Raw genomic sequence first — 15,205 nt, forward strand, 5'->3', positions numbered from 1 at the left:
ATGACCGTACTGACCCAGACCGACTTCGACTACATCGTGATCGGTGGTGGTTCCGCCGGGGCCGCTGTCGCCGCCCGGCTGAGCGAGGATCCTGCCCTTGAGGTGGCCCTCGTGGAGGCCGGTCCCGACGACCGTGGCATCGACGTCATCCTCCAGCTCGACCGCTGGATGGAGCTGCTGGAGAGCGGCTACGACTGGGATTACCCGATCGAGCCGCAGGAGCACGGCAACTCGTTCATGCGCCACGCCCGTGCCAAGGTGCTCGGCGGCTGTTCCAGCCACAACTCCTGCATCGCGTTCTGGGCTCCGGCCGAAGACCTGAACGACTGGGCGTTCAAGCACGGAGCCACCGGCTGGGACGCCGCCACCACCTTCCCGCTGTTCCAGCGTCTGGAAACCAACGAGGACCGGGCCCCGCACCACGGCCAGGACGGCCCCGTGCACCTGATGAACGTGCCGGCCACCGATCCGTGCGGCGTGGCTCTCCTCGACGCCTGCGAGCAGACCGGAATCCCTCGCACAACGTTCAACTCCGGTACAACCGTTGTGAACGGCGCGAATTTCTTCCAGATCAACCGGCAGGCGGACGGAACGCGCGCGTCGTCATCCGTTTCGTATATTCACCCGATTCGGGATCGCGCCAACTTCACTCTGCTCACCGGCATGCGAGCCCGCAAACTCACCTTCGACGGGAACAAGCACTGCACCGGCGTACAGGTCGTCGATGCCAGCTTCGGCAAGACCCACCAGCTCACCGCGCGCGCCGAGGTCATCCTCTCGGCCGGCGCCATCGATTCGCCCAAGCTGCTCCTGCTCTCCGGCGTCGGTCCGGCCGAGCAGCTTGCCTCCTTTGGCATCGAGGTACTCTCGGACTCCCCCGGCGTCGGCGAGAACCTGCAGGACCACCCGGAGGGCGTGATTCAGTGGGAAGCGAAGCAGCCGATGCCCGAGACTTCCACCCAGTGGTGGGAAGCCGGCATCTTCACGACGACCGAGGAGGGCCTCGACCGCCCCGACCTCATGTTCCACTACGGTTCGGTGCCCTTCGACATGCACACCGCCCGTCAGGGTTACCCGACAACGGAGAACGGGTTCTGCCTGACGCCAAACGTCACCCGGGCACGCTCCCGCGGCACGGTCAAGCTGCGCTCGAGCGACTACCGCGACAAGCCCATGGTGGATCCGCGCTACTTCACCGACCCACACGACATGCGCGTCATGGTCGCCGGCATCCGCAAGGCCCGGGAAATCGTGGCCCAGCCGGCCATGGCCGAGTGGGCCGGCGAGGAACTGTATCCGGGCGCCGCTGTGCAAACGGATGCCGAAATCACCTCGTACATCGAAAAGACCCACAACACGGTCTACCACCCGGCCGGGACCCTGCGGATGGGCGCCGTCGACGATGTGCTCGCGCCGCTCGATCCCGAGCTGCGGGTCAAGGGAGTCACCGGCCTGCGCGTCGCCGACGCGTCGGTCATGCCGGTTCTCGTCACCGTAAACCCGAACATCACCACGATGATGATCGGTGAGCGCTGCGCCGACCTGGTGAAAGCGGCCCGCAGCATCCGCTGACCTGCGCCGAGGTGTGAGTCCGGGCCCAATTTTTGCGAATAATGCGGTCAGCCTCACACCTCGGCTACGGAACATGAAAAAAGTGGGCGCCTCCCGAGGGAGACGCCCACTTTTGTGTGGTGCTAGCTGGCGGGGACTTAGAAGTCCATGCCACCCGAGGGGTCGCCGGCCGGAGCCGAGTTCTTCTCGGGCTTGTCGGCAACGACGGCCTCGGTGGTGAGGAACAGTCCGGCAATCGACGCGGCGTTGAGCAGCGCGGAGCGGGTGACCTTCACCGGGTCATTGATGCCGGCAGCGATCATGTCGACGTACTCGCCGGTGGCGGCGTTGAGGCCCCATCCGACGGGCAGGTTGCGCACCTTGTCGGCGACAACGCCGGGCTCCATGCCCGCGTTTAGTGCGATCTGCTTGAGCGGAGCGTCGATGGCGACGCGCACGATGTTCGCGCCCGTTGCCTCGTCGCCGACGAGAGCGAGAACTGCTTCGCTCTCGAATGCGGTCTTGCCGGCCTGGATCAGTGCAACGCCACCACCGGCGACGATGCCCTCTTCGACGGCAGCCTTGGCGTTACGCACTGCATCTTCGATGCGGTGCTTGCGCTCCTTGAGCTCAACCTCCGTTGCGGCTCCGGCCTTGATGACAGCAACGCCGCCAGCAAGCTTGGCGAGGCGCTCCTGGAGCTTCTCGCGGTCGTAGTCGCTGTCGGTGTTCTCGATCTCGGCGCGAATCTGCGAAACGCGACCGGCGATGGCTTCGACGTCGCCGGCACCCTCAACGATGGTGGTCTCGTCCTTGGTGATGACGACCTTGCGGGCGTTACCAAGCAGGTCGAGCGTGACGTTCTCGAGCTTGAGGCCGACCTCTTCCGAGATGACCTGTCCACCGGTGAGGATGGCGATGTCCTGCAGCTGAGCCTTGCGACGGTCTCCGAAGCCCGGAGCCTTGACGGCGACGGACTTGAAGATGCCACGGATCTTGTTCACAACGAGCGTGGCCAGGGCCTCGCCGTCGACGTCTTCCGCGATGATGAGGAGCTGCTTGCCGGTCTGGATGACCTTGTCCACGATGGGGAGCAGGTCCTTGATGTTGGAGACCTTGGAGTTGACGATCAGGATGTAGGGGTCTTCGAAGACCGCTTCCTGACGGTCAGGGTCGGTGACGAAGTACGCCGACAGGAAGCCCTTGTCGAAGCGCATGCCCTCGGTGAGCTCGAGTTCGGTGCCGAAGGTGTTCGACTCCTCAACGGTGACAACACCTTCCTTGCCGACCTTGTCGATGGCCTCGGCGATGATCGCGCCGATTTCGGTGTCGCCGGCAGAGATGGAAGCCGTGGCCGCGATCTCTTCCTTGGTTTCGATTTCCTTGGCGCTGGCGATGAGCTCGGCGATGACAGCTGCCGTGGCCTTCTCGATGCCGCGCTTGAGGCTGATCGGGTCGGCGCCGGCTGCGACGTTGCGCAGGCCTTCGCGAACCAGAGCCTGGGCGAGGACGGTTGCGGTGGTCGTTCCGTCGCCGGCTACGTCATCCGTCTTCTTGGCGACCTCTTTGACGAGCTCGGCACCGATCTTCTCGTACGGGTCGTCGAGCTCGATCTCCTTGGCGATGGACACACCGTCGTTGGTGATCGTGGGGGCGCCCCACTTCTTCTCCAGAACGACGTTGCGGCCGCGCGGGCCGAGGGTGACCTTGACGGTGTCGGCGAGAATATTCAGGCCGCGCTCAAGCCCACGACGGGCCTCTTCATTGAATGCAATGATTTTTGCCATATGTGTAACTCGTCCCTCCCGGACGTTCCAAACGATGATGGGGTTAGCACTCGGATGACGAGAGTGCTAGATCGATTCTGGCACTCTGGGGTCGAGAGTGCAAGCGAGCATCCGGAGTGATGCCGGGCTATCTGCAGCTGTCAGGGAACGAGATCGGCCGAGCCGGTGCCGTTGGGCACCAACTGGAACCAGGTATTGCCCGGTGCCAGCCGAATTGTCACTCCGTTGGCGTCGATGAGGCGGATCGGCGACGTCTGGGCGTCCTTGCTCCAGGTGGCCGCGAGGGTCTTGCCGCCGGACGAGATTGACGCTTCACCGGAGGCGATCAACTCGGTCTTGGGGATACTGTCGGAGACGGTTACATCGACCCGCAGTACGACCACGTTGGTGGCCTTGAGCTGGGCCCCCTCGGGGGTCAGGTCGGGCGCGCCATCCTGAGCGCGCAGGTAGGCGGCCGCCTCGGCGTTCCAGGTCCAGCTGCGGGCGCTGGAGTTGGAAAATCTGGTGTTGATCACCGAAATCGGCGTACCGTCCGTGGCAGCGGATGCCGCGGCGAGGGTGGACGCGTAGGCGTACTGCTGGGCGGGCGGGGCGACGGAGGCATTGCGGTTGACGAATTCCGACGCGGCGAGGATCACGTTGTGCGGGGCTGAAGTAGCGGAGGACCGCGAGAACAAGCCGCTCGTGTCGTAGTCGAAGATGGCGCTGATCTGGCCGGTCGCATTCATCGCGTCGACGAATCGCTGCTGGCCGCCGGAGTAGGCGACCAGACCGCCGAACGGCGCGATAATGTCGGGATCCATCGGCCGAATCGACCGCACCGGTCCGAGCTGATCGGGAATGCTTGACTGCCAGACCGCGACATAGCGGGTGATGCCGCCCTCGACCAGTTCTTCGAACACGACGTCGGTACGGTCAATGGCAACCTGCGGCCGGGCCGCAACGTGGTTGTCAATCTTGGCCGCCAGGGACGGGTGGGCCGACGAGCCGCCTTCGACGCTCAGCCCGGTTAGCGGTGCGATCTCGGTCGCCGCCGGGGCGACATAGTCAGAGGTCCAGGCCTTGCTGGTCGGTGTCGAGGAGGGGGCCGGGGTGCTGCCGCTGCACGCGCTCAGGAGCAGTGCCGGCAGCACGAGGGCGAGCAGCCCCGCTGCCCGAAGCGGTCGAGCGGTGCGGGCCGTATTTTTCATAGTCACCGGTAAACACTAACGCCGCCCGTTGCAGCGGGCGGCGTTAGTGTGAACTGCGAGGCGGGTTAGGCCGGTCGCACCGATTCAGCCTGCGGGCCTTTCGCTCCGGCACCGACCTCGAAGACGACCTGCTGGCCTTCTTCAAGAACCTTGTACCCGCTCATGTCGATAGCGGAGTAGTGGACGAAGACGTCTTGCCCTCCCCCGTCGACAGTAATGAAGCCGAAACCCTTTTCAGCGTTGAACCACTTTACGGTTCCGTTCGCCATGTGTCACTCCTTGCTCAGTTTTCAACGGCAACCGCCCATTGGCTGTTCCGGGCCGTGCCGCAGAGACTGCGTTCATCCTGTGCGAGCAGCAAATCCCCGAGAGCAAGACATCTGTTACAAGTTACCTACTGGTGCAAGTTTCCTTGGGCGAGCTTTCTTGATCCGGGCGGGTATTGCCCGAACAAAATGTGTGACCAAAACGCACATTACTGAAATCGGAACAGAAGACTAGGGGCTTGACGAATCAAATCGTGGCCGCTACGACCACGGCTTTCGCGTTTTGCTCAGTCAACCGGTGAAACATAGTCGTTGCCGACGACGACGGTCATACTGGCGCCGGAATCAACGAAATTGGTGGAGACCACGATCTGCGCTCCCGAAAGGGAGGCAGCGACGCCGCGGGCGGCGCCTTCCTGGCTCGCATCGGCGTAGTAGATCACTGTGGTCGCCTCAGTGTCCGTGCTGGCGTTCCCGGTGGCATTGACCACCCAGCCTGCAGCGGTGAGTGTGTCCCTGACGGATGCTGCGACGCCGTCGTTCGCGGACCCGTTGAGCACGTTGATGGTCTGCGCCGGGTCGACGGTGGCAACGGCAGTGGGGACGGCGGTCGCTGCGGGCGTCGCGGTTGCGCTGCTCGCGGGCAGCCCGGGAATGTTGGAGAAGTCGAGGCGATTATTGATTGCTAGGATGCCGACTGCACCGATGGCGATCAACAGCCCGGTAGCCCCCAGCGCCCACCAGAATCCGATCCAGCCACGTCCACTCTTGCCGGGGGCGCGGTGGGCTCCCACCCGGTCGAGGGCATGCGTGTGGGTGTCGAAACGGTCTTTCGCAAATTTTTTCGCCATGGTGGTGGAATCCTTGGTTGGCCGGCCGGGCCGGAATCGAGCTGCAGCGCAAGGTTCCGTGCTGGCCGAAAAGCGGGTGGGTGCCTAGTCGCGGGTGGGCAGCGAACGACTGGCGCGTGCCTCGGATCGGACGGAACGCATCCGCTGCAATCGTTTCACCAGCATGGGATCAAAAGCCAACGCCAACGGTGAGTCGACCAGTGCGCCCAATAACTGATAGTACCGGGCGGTCGACAGGCTGAAGGTGGCCCGGATGGCCTCCTCCTTGGCGCCGACATGCCGCCACCATTGCCGTTCGAAGGCGAGCACGGCCTGGTCGCGTTCGCTCAACTGGGTTGTCGGGGCGTGCTCAGTCATTGCTGCATCCCTCCCCCGGTTGGCTGTCCGTCAGGCTCATCCTATTTGCGGGCGGCTGAATGTTGCCTCCGGCACGCCCTGCCGCGGTGGGACACGCCGTGTGGAATGCGCGCGGGGCCAAGCGAGTTTAGGCTTAGTAGACGCGGCCAGTGCCCGGTCGCCGGAACGAAGGGATCTGAACATGGACTACGAAATCAAGAAGTCAGACAGCGAATGGCGCTCCGAACTGGGCGCGGAGAAATTTGCGGTGCTGCGCGAAGCCGGCACCGAACGCCCCGGCACCGGCGAGCTGCTCGACGAGGGTCGGGCCGGCCTCTACACCTGTGGCGCCTGCAACGCCGAGCTGTTTCAGAGTGGCACCAAGTTCGATTCCGGCTGCGGCTGGCCGAGCTTTTACGAGTCGGTTCGGCCCGAAGCGGTCGAACTGCTTGAGGACCGCTCCTTGGGAAGCGTGCGCACCGAGGTGCGCTGCGCGAACTGTGGCTCGCACCTCGGCCACGTTTTTCCCGACGGTTTCGGCACTCCGACCGGCGACCGGTACTGCATGAATTCGCTGTCGCTCAACTTCACGCCCGCTGAGTAGCGCGGTGTCGATGACGGGTGCGGTTGCCAGTTCGAAAGTGGCAGGTTCGGCCGGAGCGAATCCTGGTCTTCCCGGCCGGGACACGACCGGTTTCAGAACGGGTACCGCGGCGGTCTTCAAAGCTGTCGCTGACCGGCGCAGTTACTCCAAGGTGACGACACTCGCCCCCAGCCGGGCGGAGTTGCTGCCGCTCGTGGCGGCGGCCGCGCGGGTGGCGGATCACGGCGCGTTGCGTCCGTGGCGGCTGCTCGAGCTGCGCGGCGACGCCCGCGACCGGCTCGGAGCGGCGTTTGTGGCGGCATCCGCTTGTGAGGGGCTCGAAGCGATCAAGCTGGCCGCCAAGCCGCTGCGCGCACCGCTGCTGATCGCGATCGTCGCGTCACGGCAGGTGAACTTCAAGGTGGCTGGCTGGGAACAGGATGCCGCGGCTGCGGGCGTCGCGCACCTTCTCACGCTGCTGCTCGAAAACGCCGGCTGGGGGGCGATGTGGCGCACCGGGCCGTTGGTGCGATCGGCGCCGGTGCGAGCGTTGCATGGCCTTGCCGACGGGGAAGAGCTGCTTGGCTGGCTCTACGTTGGGGGAATTCCCGAGGAGTCGAAACCGTGCGTGCGGCTGTCGATTGATCCGGAGGAGTTTTTGGGGGTGCTGTAGCTCGGGGCCGTACGCTTCTTCCCCGGCCCACCTTGGAGCGCCGGCCCGTGATCTATCAGGGGCCCCTTTCCGGGCCCGGGCGGAAGGAACAGGACGTTCAAGGGCTGCGGTCAGGTGCGGGCGTGGCCGGGCCGGTGCCAGCGCACCGCGGCGATGACCACGGCGACGAGGGCGAGCGCGGTTCCGGCCAGGGTCGTTACGCCGACCGGATGCCCCTGAGTGGGCGCGAGCAGATCCAGCGCAAGGGCGCAGAGCAGCTGGCCGGCGACGATGCACAGGCCGAGCATGAGCACGCCGGTGGTACGCACGACGAGCGCGGCGCCGGCGATGAAGATGCAGCCGATGAGCCCGCCGGTATAGAGCCACGGGTTGCCCGGCAGATCGAGGGCGAAACCGACCAGCACACCGTGCACGAGCGCCGCGAGTACGAGCGCGACGGATCCGGTGAGAAAGTTCAGAAAAGTTGCCGTGAGCGCACTTTGCGCGGTGACCCGCACCTGACCGTTCACGGCCTGCTGCCAGCCCTGGCCGATACCCGCCACGAGGGGTAGCACGAGCAGCCAGAGCGCGTCGCTGCCGCCCAATTCGCCGCTCACCGTCCAGGCTACGGCGACCAAGGCGAGCACCGCGCCAACTATTTTGGACGCGTGCAGCGGTCGGCGCCCACCCGGACCGATGCCAAACCGGTCTATGAGCACACCGCTCACGGTCTGACCGGCCACAACGGCGACAGTGAACAGGGCGATGCCGAGTGGCGCGGCGACAAGGCCCTGCGACAGTACGAACAGCGCGCCGGCCAGGCCGCCGAACAGGTGCCACCAGGACAGGGTTTTCGCTCGCACCGCGCGAGTGACGAGTTGCAGGCCGCGGCGCCCGCTTCGGAACACGACGAGGCCAAGGCTGAGAATGACCAGCCCGGAGCCGAAGGAGATGACGGCGGCAGTGAATCCGTCGCCGATTTGATGCCCGAGTTCGCCATTCACGCGCGATTGCACGGCATACATGGCCCCGATCAGCACCGAGAACAGAAGCGCCAGCCAAATCGGCACAGAGGATGCCGCTGGCGCGGCCGAAGCATCCGTTCGGGTCCGTGCGCTGTCCTCTGTCACTTGGCAATACTACGAGATGGGTGCGTGCGGGTTCTGCCCGGTGCTGCCCGGTCGGGCTCCGATTCGCCCGGGGCCCACCTTAGGTCGCCGGGCCCGGTCGAAAACAGCGCGCGGGGCGAGGCTTGGCGCGTCAGGCGGCGCGCACCTCGATTTCGCCGGGGGCTGCACCCTCGCTGCCGAAGACCAGGCGGCGGTTGGCGATCTTGTCGGTGAAGAAGCGATCGTGACTAACCACCACGACGGCCCCGGGAAAGTGCACGAGGGCGCGTTCCATCACCTGGGTGCTCGACATGTCGAGGTGGTTGGTCGGCTCGTCGAGCAGCAGCACCGACGCTCCGGAGAGCAGGCATTGCGCCATGGCGACGCGGGCGCGCTGACCGCCCGAGAGAGCACCGATCTTCTGTTTGAGGTCGGCCTCGCTGAACTGGAACATGGTCAGAAAACGGTTGACCGACTTCTTGGTCGCGGTGAGGGCGAGGCTGCCGGGCATGGCGTTGACGGCATGACTGACGGTGTCGCTCTCGTCGAGTTCGGCGAGAATCTGGTTGTACGAGACAACGCCGGCGCCGCTGGCCCAGGCGACGTCACCGTGGTCGGCGCTCTCCTCGCCGGTGAGCACCCGCAGCAGGGTCGTCTTTCCGCTGCCGTTACTGCCGAGCACGACAATGCGGTTGCCGCGGCGCACCTCGAAACTGAGGTTTTCGAACAGCACCTTGTCGCCGAAGCTTTTTGCCAGGCCGTCGACCCGGCAGAGGACGTCCTTGACGTGCAGGTTGCCGTAGATCTCGGTGATGATCTGGTCGACCGGGCGCGGTGTGCGCGACTTCTTGATGTGCGCCAGCTGATTGCCGAGCTGACGACTCTCGGCCTTGGCGGCCTCCCGACGGTCGGCGATCCCCTCGGCTTCGAAGGCGAGCAGCTCGGATTCGTGCACGAACTGTGCCTCAAGGGTCTTGAGGCGAAACTGCTTCTGCACGATGTACTCGCCGAAGTTGCCGGGGTACTCGTGCAGGTGAAAGTTCTCGACCTCAATGATGCGGGTGACGACAGCGTCGAGAAACTTACGGTCGTGCGAGACGACGATGGCAGCACCCTTGAAGCTCTTGAACCAGGCTTCGAGCCACTCAACACCGGCCACGTCGAGGTAGTTGGTCGGCTCGTCGAGCAGCAGTACATCGGGAGCTTCCAGCACGATCTTGGCCAGGGCAGCCCGATTACGCCAGCCACCGGAAAGCTCATCGATCGCGCAGACGCGGTGCGCCTCGTTGAATCCGAGGGTGGTCAGCGCGGTGTCGATGTGCCGCTTGTAGTCCCAGCCGTCCAGCCGATCCATCTCCTCGAACAGCTCGCCCTGCCGCCCGATCAGCCGGTCGAGTTCGGCGCTGGCCGAGGAATCGAGGGCGATCGCCGCATCAATCGCGGCGAGCTCGGCCTCAACTGCCTTCACGGCCACGAACAGTTCGTCGAGCACCTCGGTTATGGTCTGTGCACCGTTGAGTTCGGAGAACTGGGAGAAATAGCCGACCCGAATGCCATCTTCGAGGGTGACCTCGCCGGCGTCTGGCGAGACCTGGTCGAGAATCAGCTTGAGAATGGTGGACTTGCCGGAGCCGTTCTTACCGATCAAGCCGACCCGGTCGCCGGGTTCGAGGCGAAAGAACGCCTCGCGCAGAATCTGCGTGTTCTCAAAGCGGATGCTGACATCGTTCAGCCGGATCAGGCTCATGTGTGTTTCCTCCCGGGGTTTCTGCAGCGGGCATCCGCTCGAAAAACCCCAGCCATCAGTGTACGTGGCGGCCCTGTGAGACCTTGGCGGCACAAAGAAACCCCTACATCCCAGTGGGGAGTACGGGTTGAGAGGGCCGGCCACGGGACTTGAACCCGTAACCCCCACTTTACAAGAGTGGTGCGCTACCAATTGCGCCAGGCCGGCATGAGACCAGGGCCTCGAAAGACCATCCTAAATGATTCCCGCGCCTTTGCCGCCATCGGCCAGGCGAAGCGGATGCAACGGCGCGAGCAGCAGCATCCGCTTAATAGCTACCCGGCGGGTGTCGGGGTGGGGGTCGGCGTCGAGGTCGAGTAGGTCTCGCCGAGGGCCTGCTGCACGAAGGAGGCGAATTCCTTGGGGTCATCGAGCGAGCCGGTGTAGGGCTTGCCATTGACCAGAACGGTCGGGGTGCCGGTGATGGCCTTGATCGACGAGTTGGCGATCGGACCGTCGAGGGATCGGTCGGTGGCGGCCTGAACCCAGGACTCGAAGGTTCCGTCGTCGATGCAGGTGTTGATGCTGGAGAGCGCGGTGCGCACTCCGGAATCCTTGACCACGGCCTTGAGCTCATCGTTGCTGCGGCCGGGCTTGTTTTCCTCGGGCTGGTCAACGAACAGCGCCGAGTTGAAGTCGAAGAAGTCATCGGGCGAGTAGTTGGCGACGCAAGCTGCAGCGTTGGCGGCTCGCAGGGAGTATTTGGTGCCGGCGGACTTGCTCTTGAGAATCGACACCGGGTGAATTTCGATGGTGGCGGCACCGGAGTCGACCCACTCGGCGATCTGCTCGGTATTGGCTGCTTCGAAGTCCGCACAGAACGGGCAGAGGTAGTCCAGGTAGACGCGAATGTTGGCGACGGCACCGGTGGGATCGGGTTCGGAGGGCCGAGCTGCGGCGTCGGGCTGCAGCGCCGGGGTGAGGGCCGTGATCATGCCTTCGCCGATGAGGACGCCATCGCTCGCCATGTTCCTGGGGCCGGGACCGGCCGGTTTGATCGAATTGACGATGATGACGGCAACGAGCACGACGATGGCGATGCCCGCGATGCCGATTCCGCCCTGCAGGAAGACCTTGTTGCGGCGGTCCTTCTTCTTCTGGCTGACGCGCAGCTGCTTGGCCTTGATGCGGGCCGCGTCACGGCGTCGGTTTTTTGAGGGACTGCTGTCGCTGGGTCCGCCAATAGTCATAAAGATCGCTTTCGAGAAGTGAGCGCGCGCGTTAGCGCACCTTTCGAATAGTAGATCCCCTGACTGGGAATCGACCAAACGGGGCGGGCGGGCGAAAACCGGCAGCGAGGCATCCGTCGTGCAATAATAAAAAGGTCGTGTGCTTCGGCGTGCGGCATATAATTCCTATTCACAACGGATCGTCCGGCACGTTCCTGCCGGTGAAGGAGTAATAATCATGGCTTCAGTGACCTTTGACAAGGCAACTCGGCTCTACCCTGGTTCCACCAGGCCCGCTGTTGACCAGCTCGACCTGCAGGTCGCCGATGGCGAGTTCCTGGTTCTGGTCGGCCCGTCCGGCTGCGGAAAGTCCACCTCGCTGCGGATGCTCGCCGGCCTCGAAGAGGTCAACGACGGCAACATCCTCATCGGTGACCGCAACGTGACGGATGTTCCGCCGAAGGACCGCGACATCGCCATGGTCTTTCAGAACTACGCGCTGTACCCGCACATGACCGTCGCCGAGAACATGGGCTTCGCGCTCAAGATCGCCGGCATCAACAAGGACGAGCGTGCCGCCCGCGTACTCGAGGCCGCCAAGCTGCTCGACCTGGAGCCCTACCTCAGCCGCAAGCCGAAGGCCCTCTCCGGTGGTCAGCGTCAGCGCGTTGCTATGGGACGCGCGATCGTGCGTCAGCCGCAGGTGTTCCTGATGGATGAGCCGCTCTCCAACCTTGACGCCAAGCTGCGCGTGCAGACGCGTACCCAGATCGCCTCGTTGCAGCGCCGACTCGGCGTCACGACCGTCTACGTGACCCACGACCAGACCGAGGCGCTCACCATGGGCGACCGGATTGCGGTACTCAAGGACGGCATCCTGCAGCAGGTAGGTTCGCCCCGCGACCTGTACGCGAAGCCGCAGAACGTCTTCGTGGCCGGCTTCATCGGCAGCCCCGCGATGAATCTGTTCCTCGCGGACACCGTCGACGGCGGCATCAAGTTCGGCACCGCGACCGTTCCCGTGCAGCGCGACACCCTGGCCAGTTCCACCGGCAAGAAGGTCACCGTGGGAATCCGTCCGGAAGACATCCAGATGTCGTCGACCGCGGGCGAGGGCCTGCAGATCGAGGTCGACCTGGTCGAAGAGCTCGGCGCCGACGGCTACCTCTACGGTCACTCCACGATCGAGGGCAAGCGCACCGACATTGTCGCTCGCGTCGACGGCCGCTCGCACCCGAACGCCGGCGAGACGGTGTACCTCACGGCTACCCCGAACCACCTGCACGTGTTCGACGCTGAAACCGGCCTGCGCCTCGGCGGCGCCGTCACCGACTAGTCAGCTTTTCGAGTATTTTGGCTTTCGGCTGGAGGGAGTTCGCTCCCTCCAGCCTTTTTCTTAGGGTCACACTATGAGCGGTTCCCTCAATATCACCGCGGCCACGGCCGACCCGGCGCTGCTCGACCTGCCGTGGCATCTGCCCCTGGACGCCTGGCCGAACGAGAACATCGCCTCGCTGCCCAAGGGCATTTCCCGGCACCTGGTGCGGTTCGCTCACCTGAGCGGGCGGGTGGTCGCCATCAAGGAGACCACGAGCGAGATGGCCAAGCGCGAGTACGACATGCTGCGCACCCTGGCCAACCTCGAGATTCCCTGTGTCGAGCCGGTCGCCGTCATCACCAATAGAACGGATGCCGACCTCGACCCCCTGAATTCGGTTCTGGTCACCCGGCACCTCAAGTTTTCACTCCCCTATCGCGCCCTGTATTCGCACGCCCTGCGCCCGGATACTGCCACCCGGCTGGTCGACGCCCTCGCCGTTCTGCTGGTGCGGCTGCACATGATCGGATTCTTCTGGGGCGACGTGTCGCTATCGAACACCCTGTTTCGGCGCGATGCCGGCGCCTTCGCGGCCTATCTCGTCGACGCCGAGACCGGACAGTTGTATTCCGGTGGGCTGTCGAACGGCCAGCGCGAGAACGATTTGGAAATCGCCCGGGTGAACATTGCCGGCGAATTGATGGACCTCGAAGCCGGCGGCCGCGTCGCCGACGAACTCGACCCGATCCGGGTCAGCAACGGCATCGTTGCGGCCTACCGGCTGCTCTGGAAGGAGCTCACCGGCTCCGAGTCGTTCTCCAGTTCCGAACGGTGGCGCATCACCGAACGCGTCGAGCGCCTCAATAACCTCGGCTTCGACATCGAGGAACTAGCGATCAAGACCGATGGGACCGGTTCGCGCGTGCGGATTCAGCCCAAGGTTGTCGACGCCGGCCACCATCAGCGTCGCCTGCTGCGCCTGACCGGCCTCGATGCCGAAGAGAACCAGGCTCGTCGGCTGCTCAACGACCTCGACTCCTACCGCGCTGCGTATGGTTCGCCGGCCGCCGACGAGGAAATGGTCGCGCACGAGTGGCTCGTGCGCGTGTTCGAGCCGGTGGTGCGGGCGATACCCGTGGAGATGCAGGGCAAGCTCGAGCGGGCGCAGGTGTTCCACCAGCTGCTCGATCACCGCTGGTACATGGCGCAGAACCAGTCGCGGGACATTCCGCTGGCCGAGGCCGTGACCTCGTATGTGCAGGATGTGCTGCGGCACCGCCGCGACGAGGCAACCGTGCTGGACCCGCTGACTGGCGCAATCACGCTGCCGATCCGCGTGCAGCTCGGCGACGATACCTCGGTCGACCCCGATGACGCCGACGACTGGACCCTCAAGGTCTAGCTCCCTCCTCTTCTTCGACCGGGCCCGGGCCCGGAAACGGGGCCCATGATAGATCATGGGCCCCATTCCGTAAGGTGGGCCTGGAGCACCAGAACACCACTCTGACGCCAAGGTCGGATCGTGAGGCGGCGGGCATCCGCTTGACTGATTAGGCTCGGGGAACGTCGTGCTCGGTCAGGAATTCGTAAAACAGGCGGGGCGAGTAGGCCGTGTCCCAGTCCCACCGATCGAAGCTGCTGACACCGGGTCTCAGCAGGTTCTCGCGATCCTTTTCAACGGTGACAACTTCTGAGGGATGACGGTCCCCCAGAATGGCACCCCGGGTGTAATTAATTTCGCCGTCGAATTCGCCGATCTTGCGCACACTCTGCCAGAAGAAGTCGACCCAGTACTCGCGCCCCTTCACCACAAAACGCACCTGAAGGTCGGGAATCTCGAAGCCCAACTCGGCCATGCGAACGCGACTGAGGGACTCGCCCGGGTTAGCTGAGAGCGGATTCGTGAATTCAATTGCGCGGCGCGCCTGAGCGCCTCCGTTCCGCGGATGCACACTGGTGAGTTCGGCATACAGCGCGTCTTTGGTGAGGAGCGGGGGGCCAAGGGTTCCATGCCGGCGTTCCGCCTCCGCGCGCTCCTGCTCCACTCGTAGGGCGTGGTCCATCATCGTGACGCCGACGAGAAAAGTCGAATTGGCTGCCACGTCGATGAGGGTGCGGGGAAGGCTGGTGGCGGCGCATCCGTTCACCGTGACTGTTTCGGGCTCGACCACGCTGCGATGACTCGTGGTGAATCGGGCACTGCTCCCGCCAGCGGTGTCATTGTTGATCGCGTGCACGACCTGCGGCCACGGGCCGATGATGGGCAGGCCATGCAGCACCGCCGCCGAATGATGCGAGAGTAGCAGCGGCTGCTCGGCCGCGAGGACGGTGGCACGTACAAAGAGTCGATATCGGTCCTCGCTGTGGCCGGAGCGCCAGGCCGCCCCCAGGGCGTAAATTCCACGACGGATGCGCACCAGCTGCCCATTCGCAAGGAGTGCGCGCACGGCATGGGTGGTGAGTCCCGACGCGAGCAGGGATTCGGCAAGAATGAGTCCCTCGTTGCGGGCATTTGGTAGATCCAGGCTGTCAAGCATGGCTACTTTTTACCGGGTACGGGTCTCGAGCGTCGAAAAGTTGGCGGACTTGTGGGAACTGGATGGCGGC

The 15,205-nt window shown here is 64.5% G+C and carries 14 protein-coding genes and 1 tRNA gene; 5 read left to right on the forward strand and 10 right to left on the reverse strand.

The window, feature by feature from the left end:
* A complete protein-coding gene (locus E3O11_RS10655) occupies positions 1 to 1,572 on the forward strand; it encodes a GMC family oxidoreductase (RefSeq protein WP_092451082.1) in 1,572 nt (523 codons plus the stop codon).
* Positions 1,573 to 1,709: 137 nt separating this feature from the next.
* Here E3O11_RS10655 and groL read toward each other — a convergent pair whose 3' ends face one another.
* The 5 genes from groL to E3O11_RS10680 form a co-directional block, all read right to left on the reverse strand.
* A complete protein-coding gene (groL, locus tag E3O11_RS10660) occupies positions 1,710 to 3,338 on the reverse strand; it encodes a chaperonin GroEL (protein ID WP_092451084.1) in 1,629 nt (542 codons plus the stop codon).
* A gap of 140 nt (positions 3,339 to 3,478) precedes the next feature.
* On the reverse strand, positions 3,479 to 4,528 hold the full coding sequence (locus E3O11_RS10665; RefSeq protein WP_092451086.1) for a DUF3048 domain-containing protein: 1,050 nt from the start codon (positions 4,526 to 4,528) through the stop codon (positions 3,479 to 3,481).
* A gap of 65 nt (positions 4,529 to 4,593) precedes the next feature.
* A complete protein-coding gene (locus E3O11_RS10670) occupies positions 4,594 to 4,797 on the reverse strand; it encodes a cold-shock protein (protein WP_035834941.1) in 204 nt (67 codons plus the stop codon).
* A gap of 284 nt (positions 4,798 to 5,081) precedes the next feature.
* Entirely contained in the window at positions 5,082 to 5,645 is a 564-nt protein-coding gene (locus tag E3O11_RS10675) for a LytR C-terminal domain-containing protein (RefSeq protein WP_092451088.1), read from the reverse strand.
* 84 nt (positions 5,646 to 5,729) lie between these two features.
* Positions 5,730 to 6,002, reverse strand: coding sequence for a DUF3263 domain-containing protein (locus E3O11_RS10680; protein ID WP_092451090.1), 273 nt, complete (start codon positions 6,000 to 6,002; stop codon positions 5,730 to 5,732).
* A 181-nt stretch (positions 6,003 to 6,183) separates the two neighbouring features.
* Here E3O11_RS10680 and msrB point away from each other — a divergent pair, with 181 nt between their 5' ends.
* Together msrB and E3O11_RS10690 are read left to right on the forward strand one after the other, a co-directional pair.
* The gene (gene msrB / locus E3O11_RS10685) at positions 6,184 to 6,585 is read left to right on the forward strand and encodes a peptide-methionine (R)-S-oxide reductase MsrB (protein WP_092451091.1); all 402 of its coding nucleotides are present in this window, start codon (positions 6,184 to 6,186) and stop codon (positions 6,583 to 6,585) included.
* A gap of 37 nt (positions 6,586 to 6,622) precedes the next feature.
* Entirely contained in the window at positions 6,623 to 7,237 is a 615-nt protein-coding gene (locus E3O11_RS10690; protein ID WP_277871275.1) for a nitroreductase family protein, read from the forward strand.
* 110 nt (positions 7,238 to 7,347) lie between these two features.
* Here the strand turns inward: E3O11_RS10690 and E3O11_RS10695 are convergent, their stop codons facing one another.
* The 4 genes from E3O11_RS10695 to E3O11_RS10710 form a co-directional block, all read right to left on the reverse strand.
* Positions 7,348 to 8,346, reverse strand: coding sequence for a DMT family transporter (locus E3O11_RS10695; protein ID WP_241994701.1), 999 nt, complete (start codon positions 8,344 to 8,346; stop codon positions 7,348 to 7,350).
* Positions 8,347 to 8,476: 130 nt separating this feature from the next.
* Positions 8,477 to 10,072 (reverse strand): ABC-F family ATP-binding cassette domain-containing protein, encoded by a 1,596-nt coding sequence (locus E3O11_RS10700; protein WP_092451093.1) that lies wholly within the window; start codon positions 10,070 to 10,072, stop codon positions 8,477 to 8,479.
* Between the two features lie 134 nt (positions 10,073 to 10,206).
* Positions 10,207 to 10,279, reverse strand: a tRNA-Thr gene (locus E3O11_RS10705).
* 107 nt (positions 10,280 to 10,386) lie between these two features.
* Positions 10,387 to 11,301 carry a DsbA family protein gene (locus E3O11_RS10710; protein WP_092451095.1) on the reverse strand — a complete coding sequence of 305 codons (915 nt, stop codon included), beginning with the start codon at positions 11,299 to 11,301 and terminating at the stop codon, positions 10,387 to 10,389.
* A 217-nt stretch (positions 11,302 to 11,518) separates the two neighbouring features.
* Here E3O11_RS10710 and E3O11_RS10715 point away from each other — a divergent pair, with 217 nt between their 5' ends.
* A complete protein-coding gene (locus tag E3O11_RS10715; RefSeq protein ID WP_092451097.1) occupies positions 11,519 to 12,616 on the forward strand; it encodes an ABC transporter ATP-binding protein in 1,098 nt (365 codons plus the stop codon).
* A gap of 73 nt (positions 12,617 to 12,689) precedes the next feature.
* Positions 12,690 to 14,000 (forward strand): DUF4032 domain-containing protein, encoded by a 1,311-nt coding sequence (locus E3O11_RS10720; RefSeq protein ID WP_092451099.1) that lies wholly within the window; start codon positions 12,690 to 12,692, stop codon positions 13,998 to 14,000.
* A gap of 148 nt (positions 14,001 to 14,148) precedes the next feature.
* Here E3O11_RS10720 and E3O11_RS10725 read toward each other — a convergent pair whose 3' ends face one another.
* Positions 14,149 to 15,135: a type IV toxin-antitoxin system AbiEi family antitoxin domain-containing protein gene (locus E3O11_RS10725; protein ID WP_092451101.1), complete on the reverse strand. Its 987-nt coding sequence runs from the start codon at positions 15,133 to 15,135 to the stop codon at positions 14,149 to 14,151.
* Positions 15,136 to 15,205: the final 70 nt, after the last annotated feature.

It is taken from the genome of Cryobacterium levicorallinum, assembly GCF_004402405.1.
GTDB lineage: Bacteria > Actinomycetota > Actinomycetes > Actinomycetales > Microbacteriaceae > Cryobacterium > Cryobacterium levicorallinum.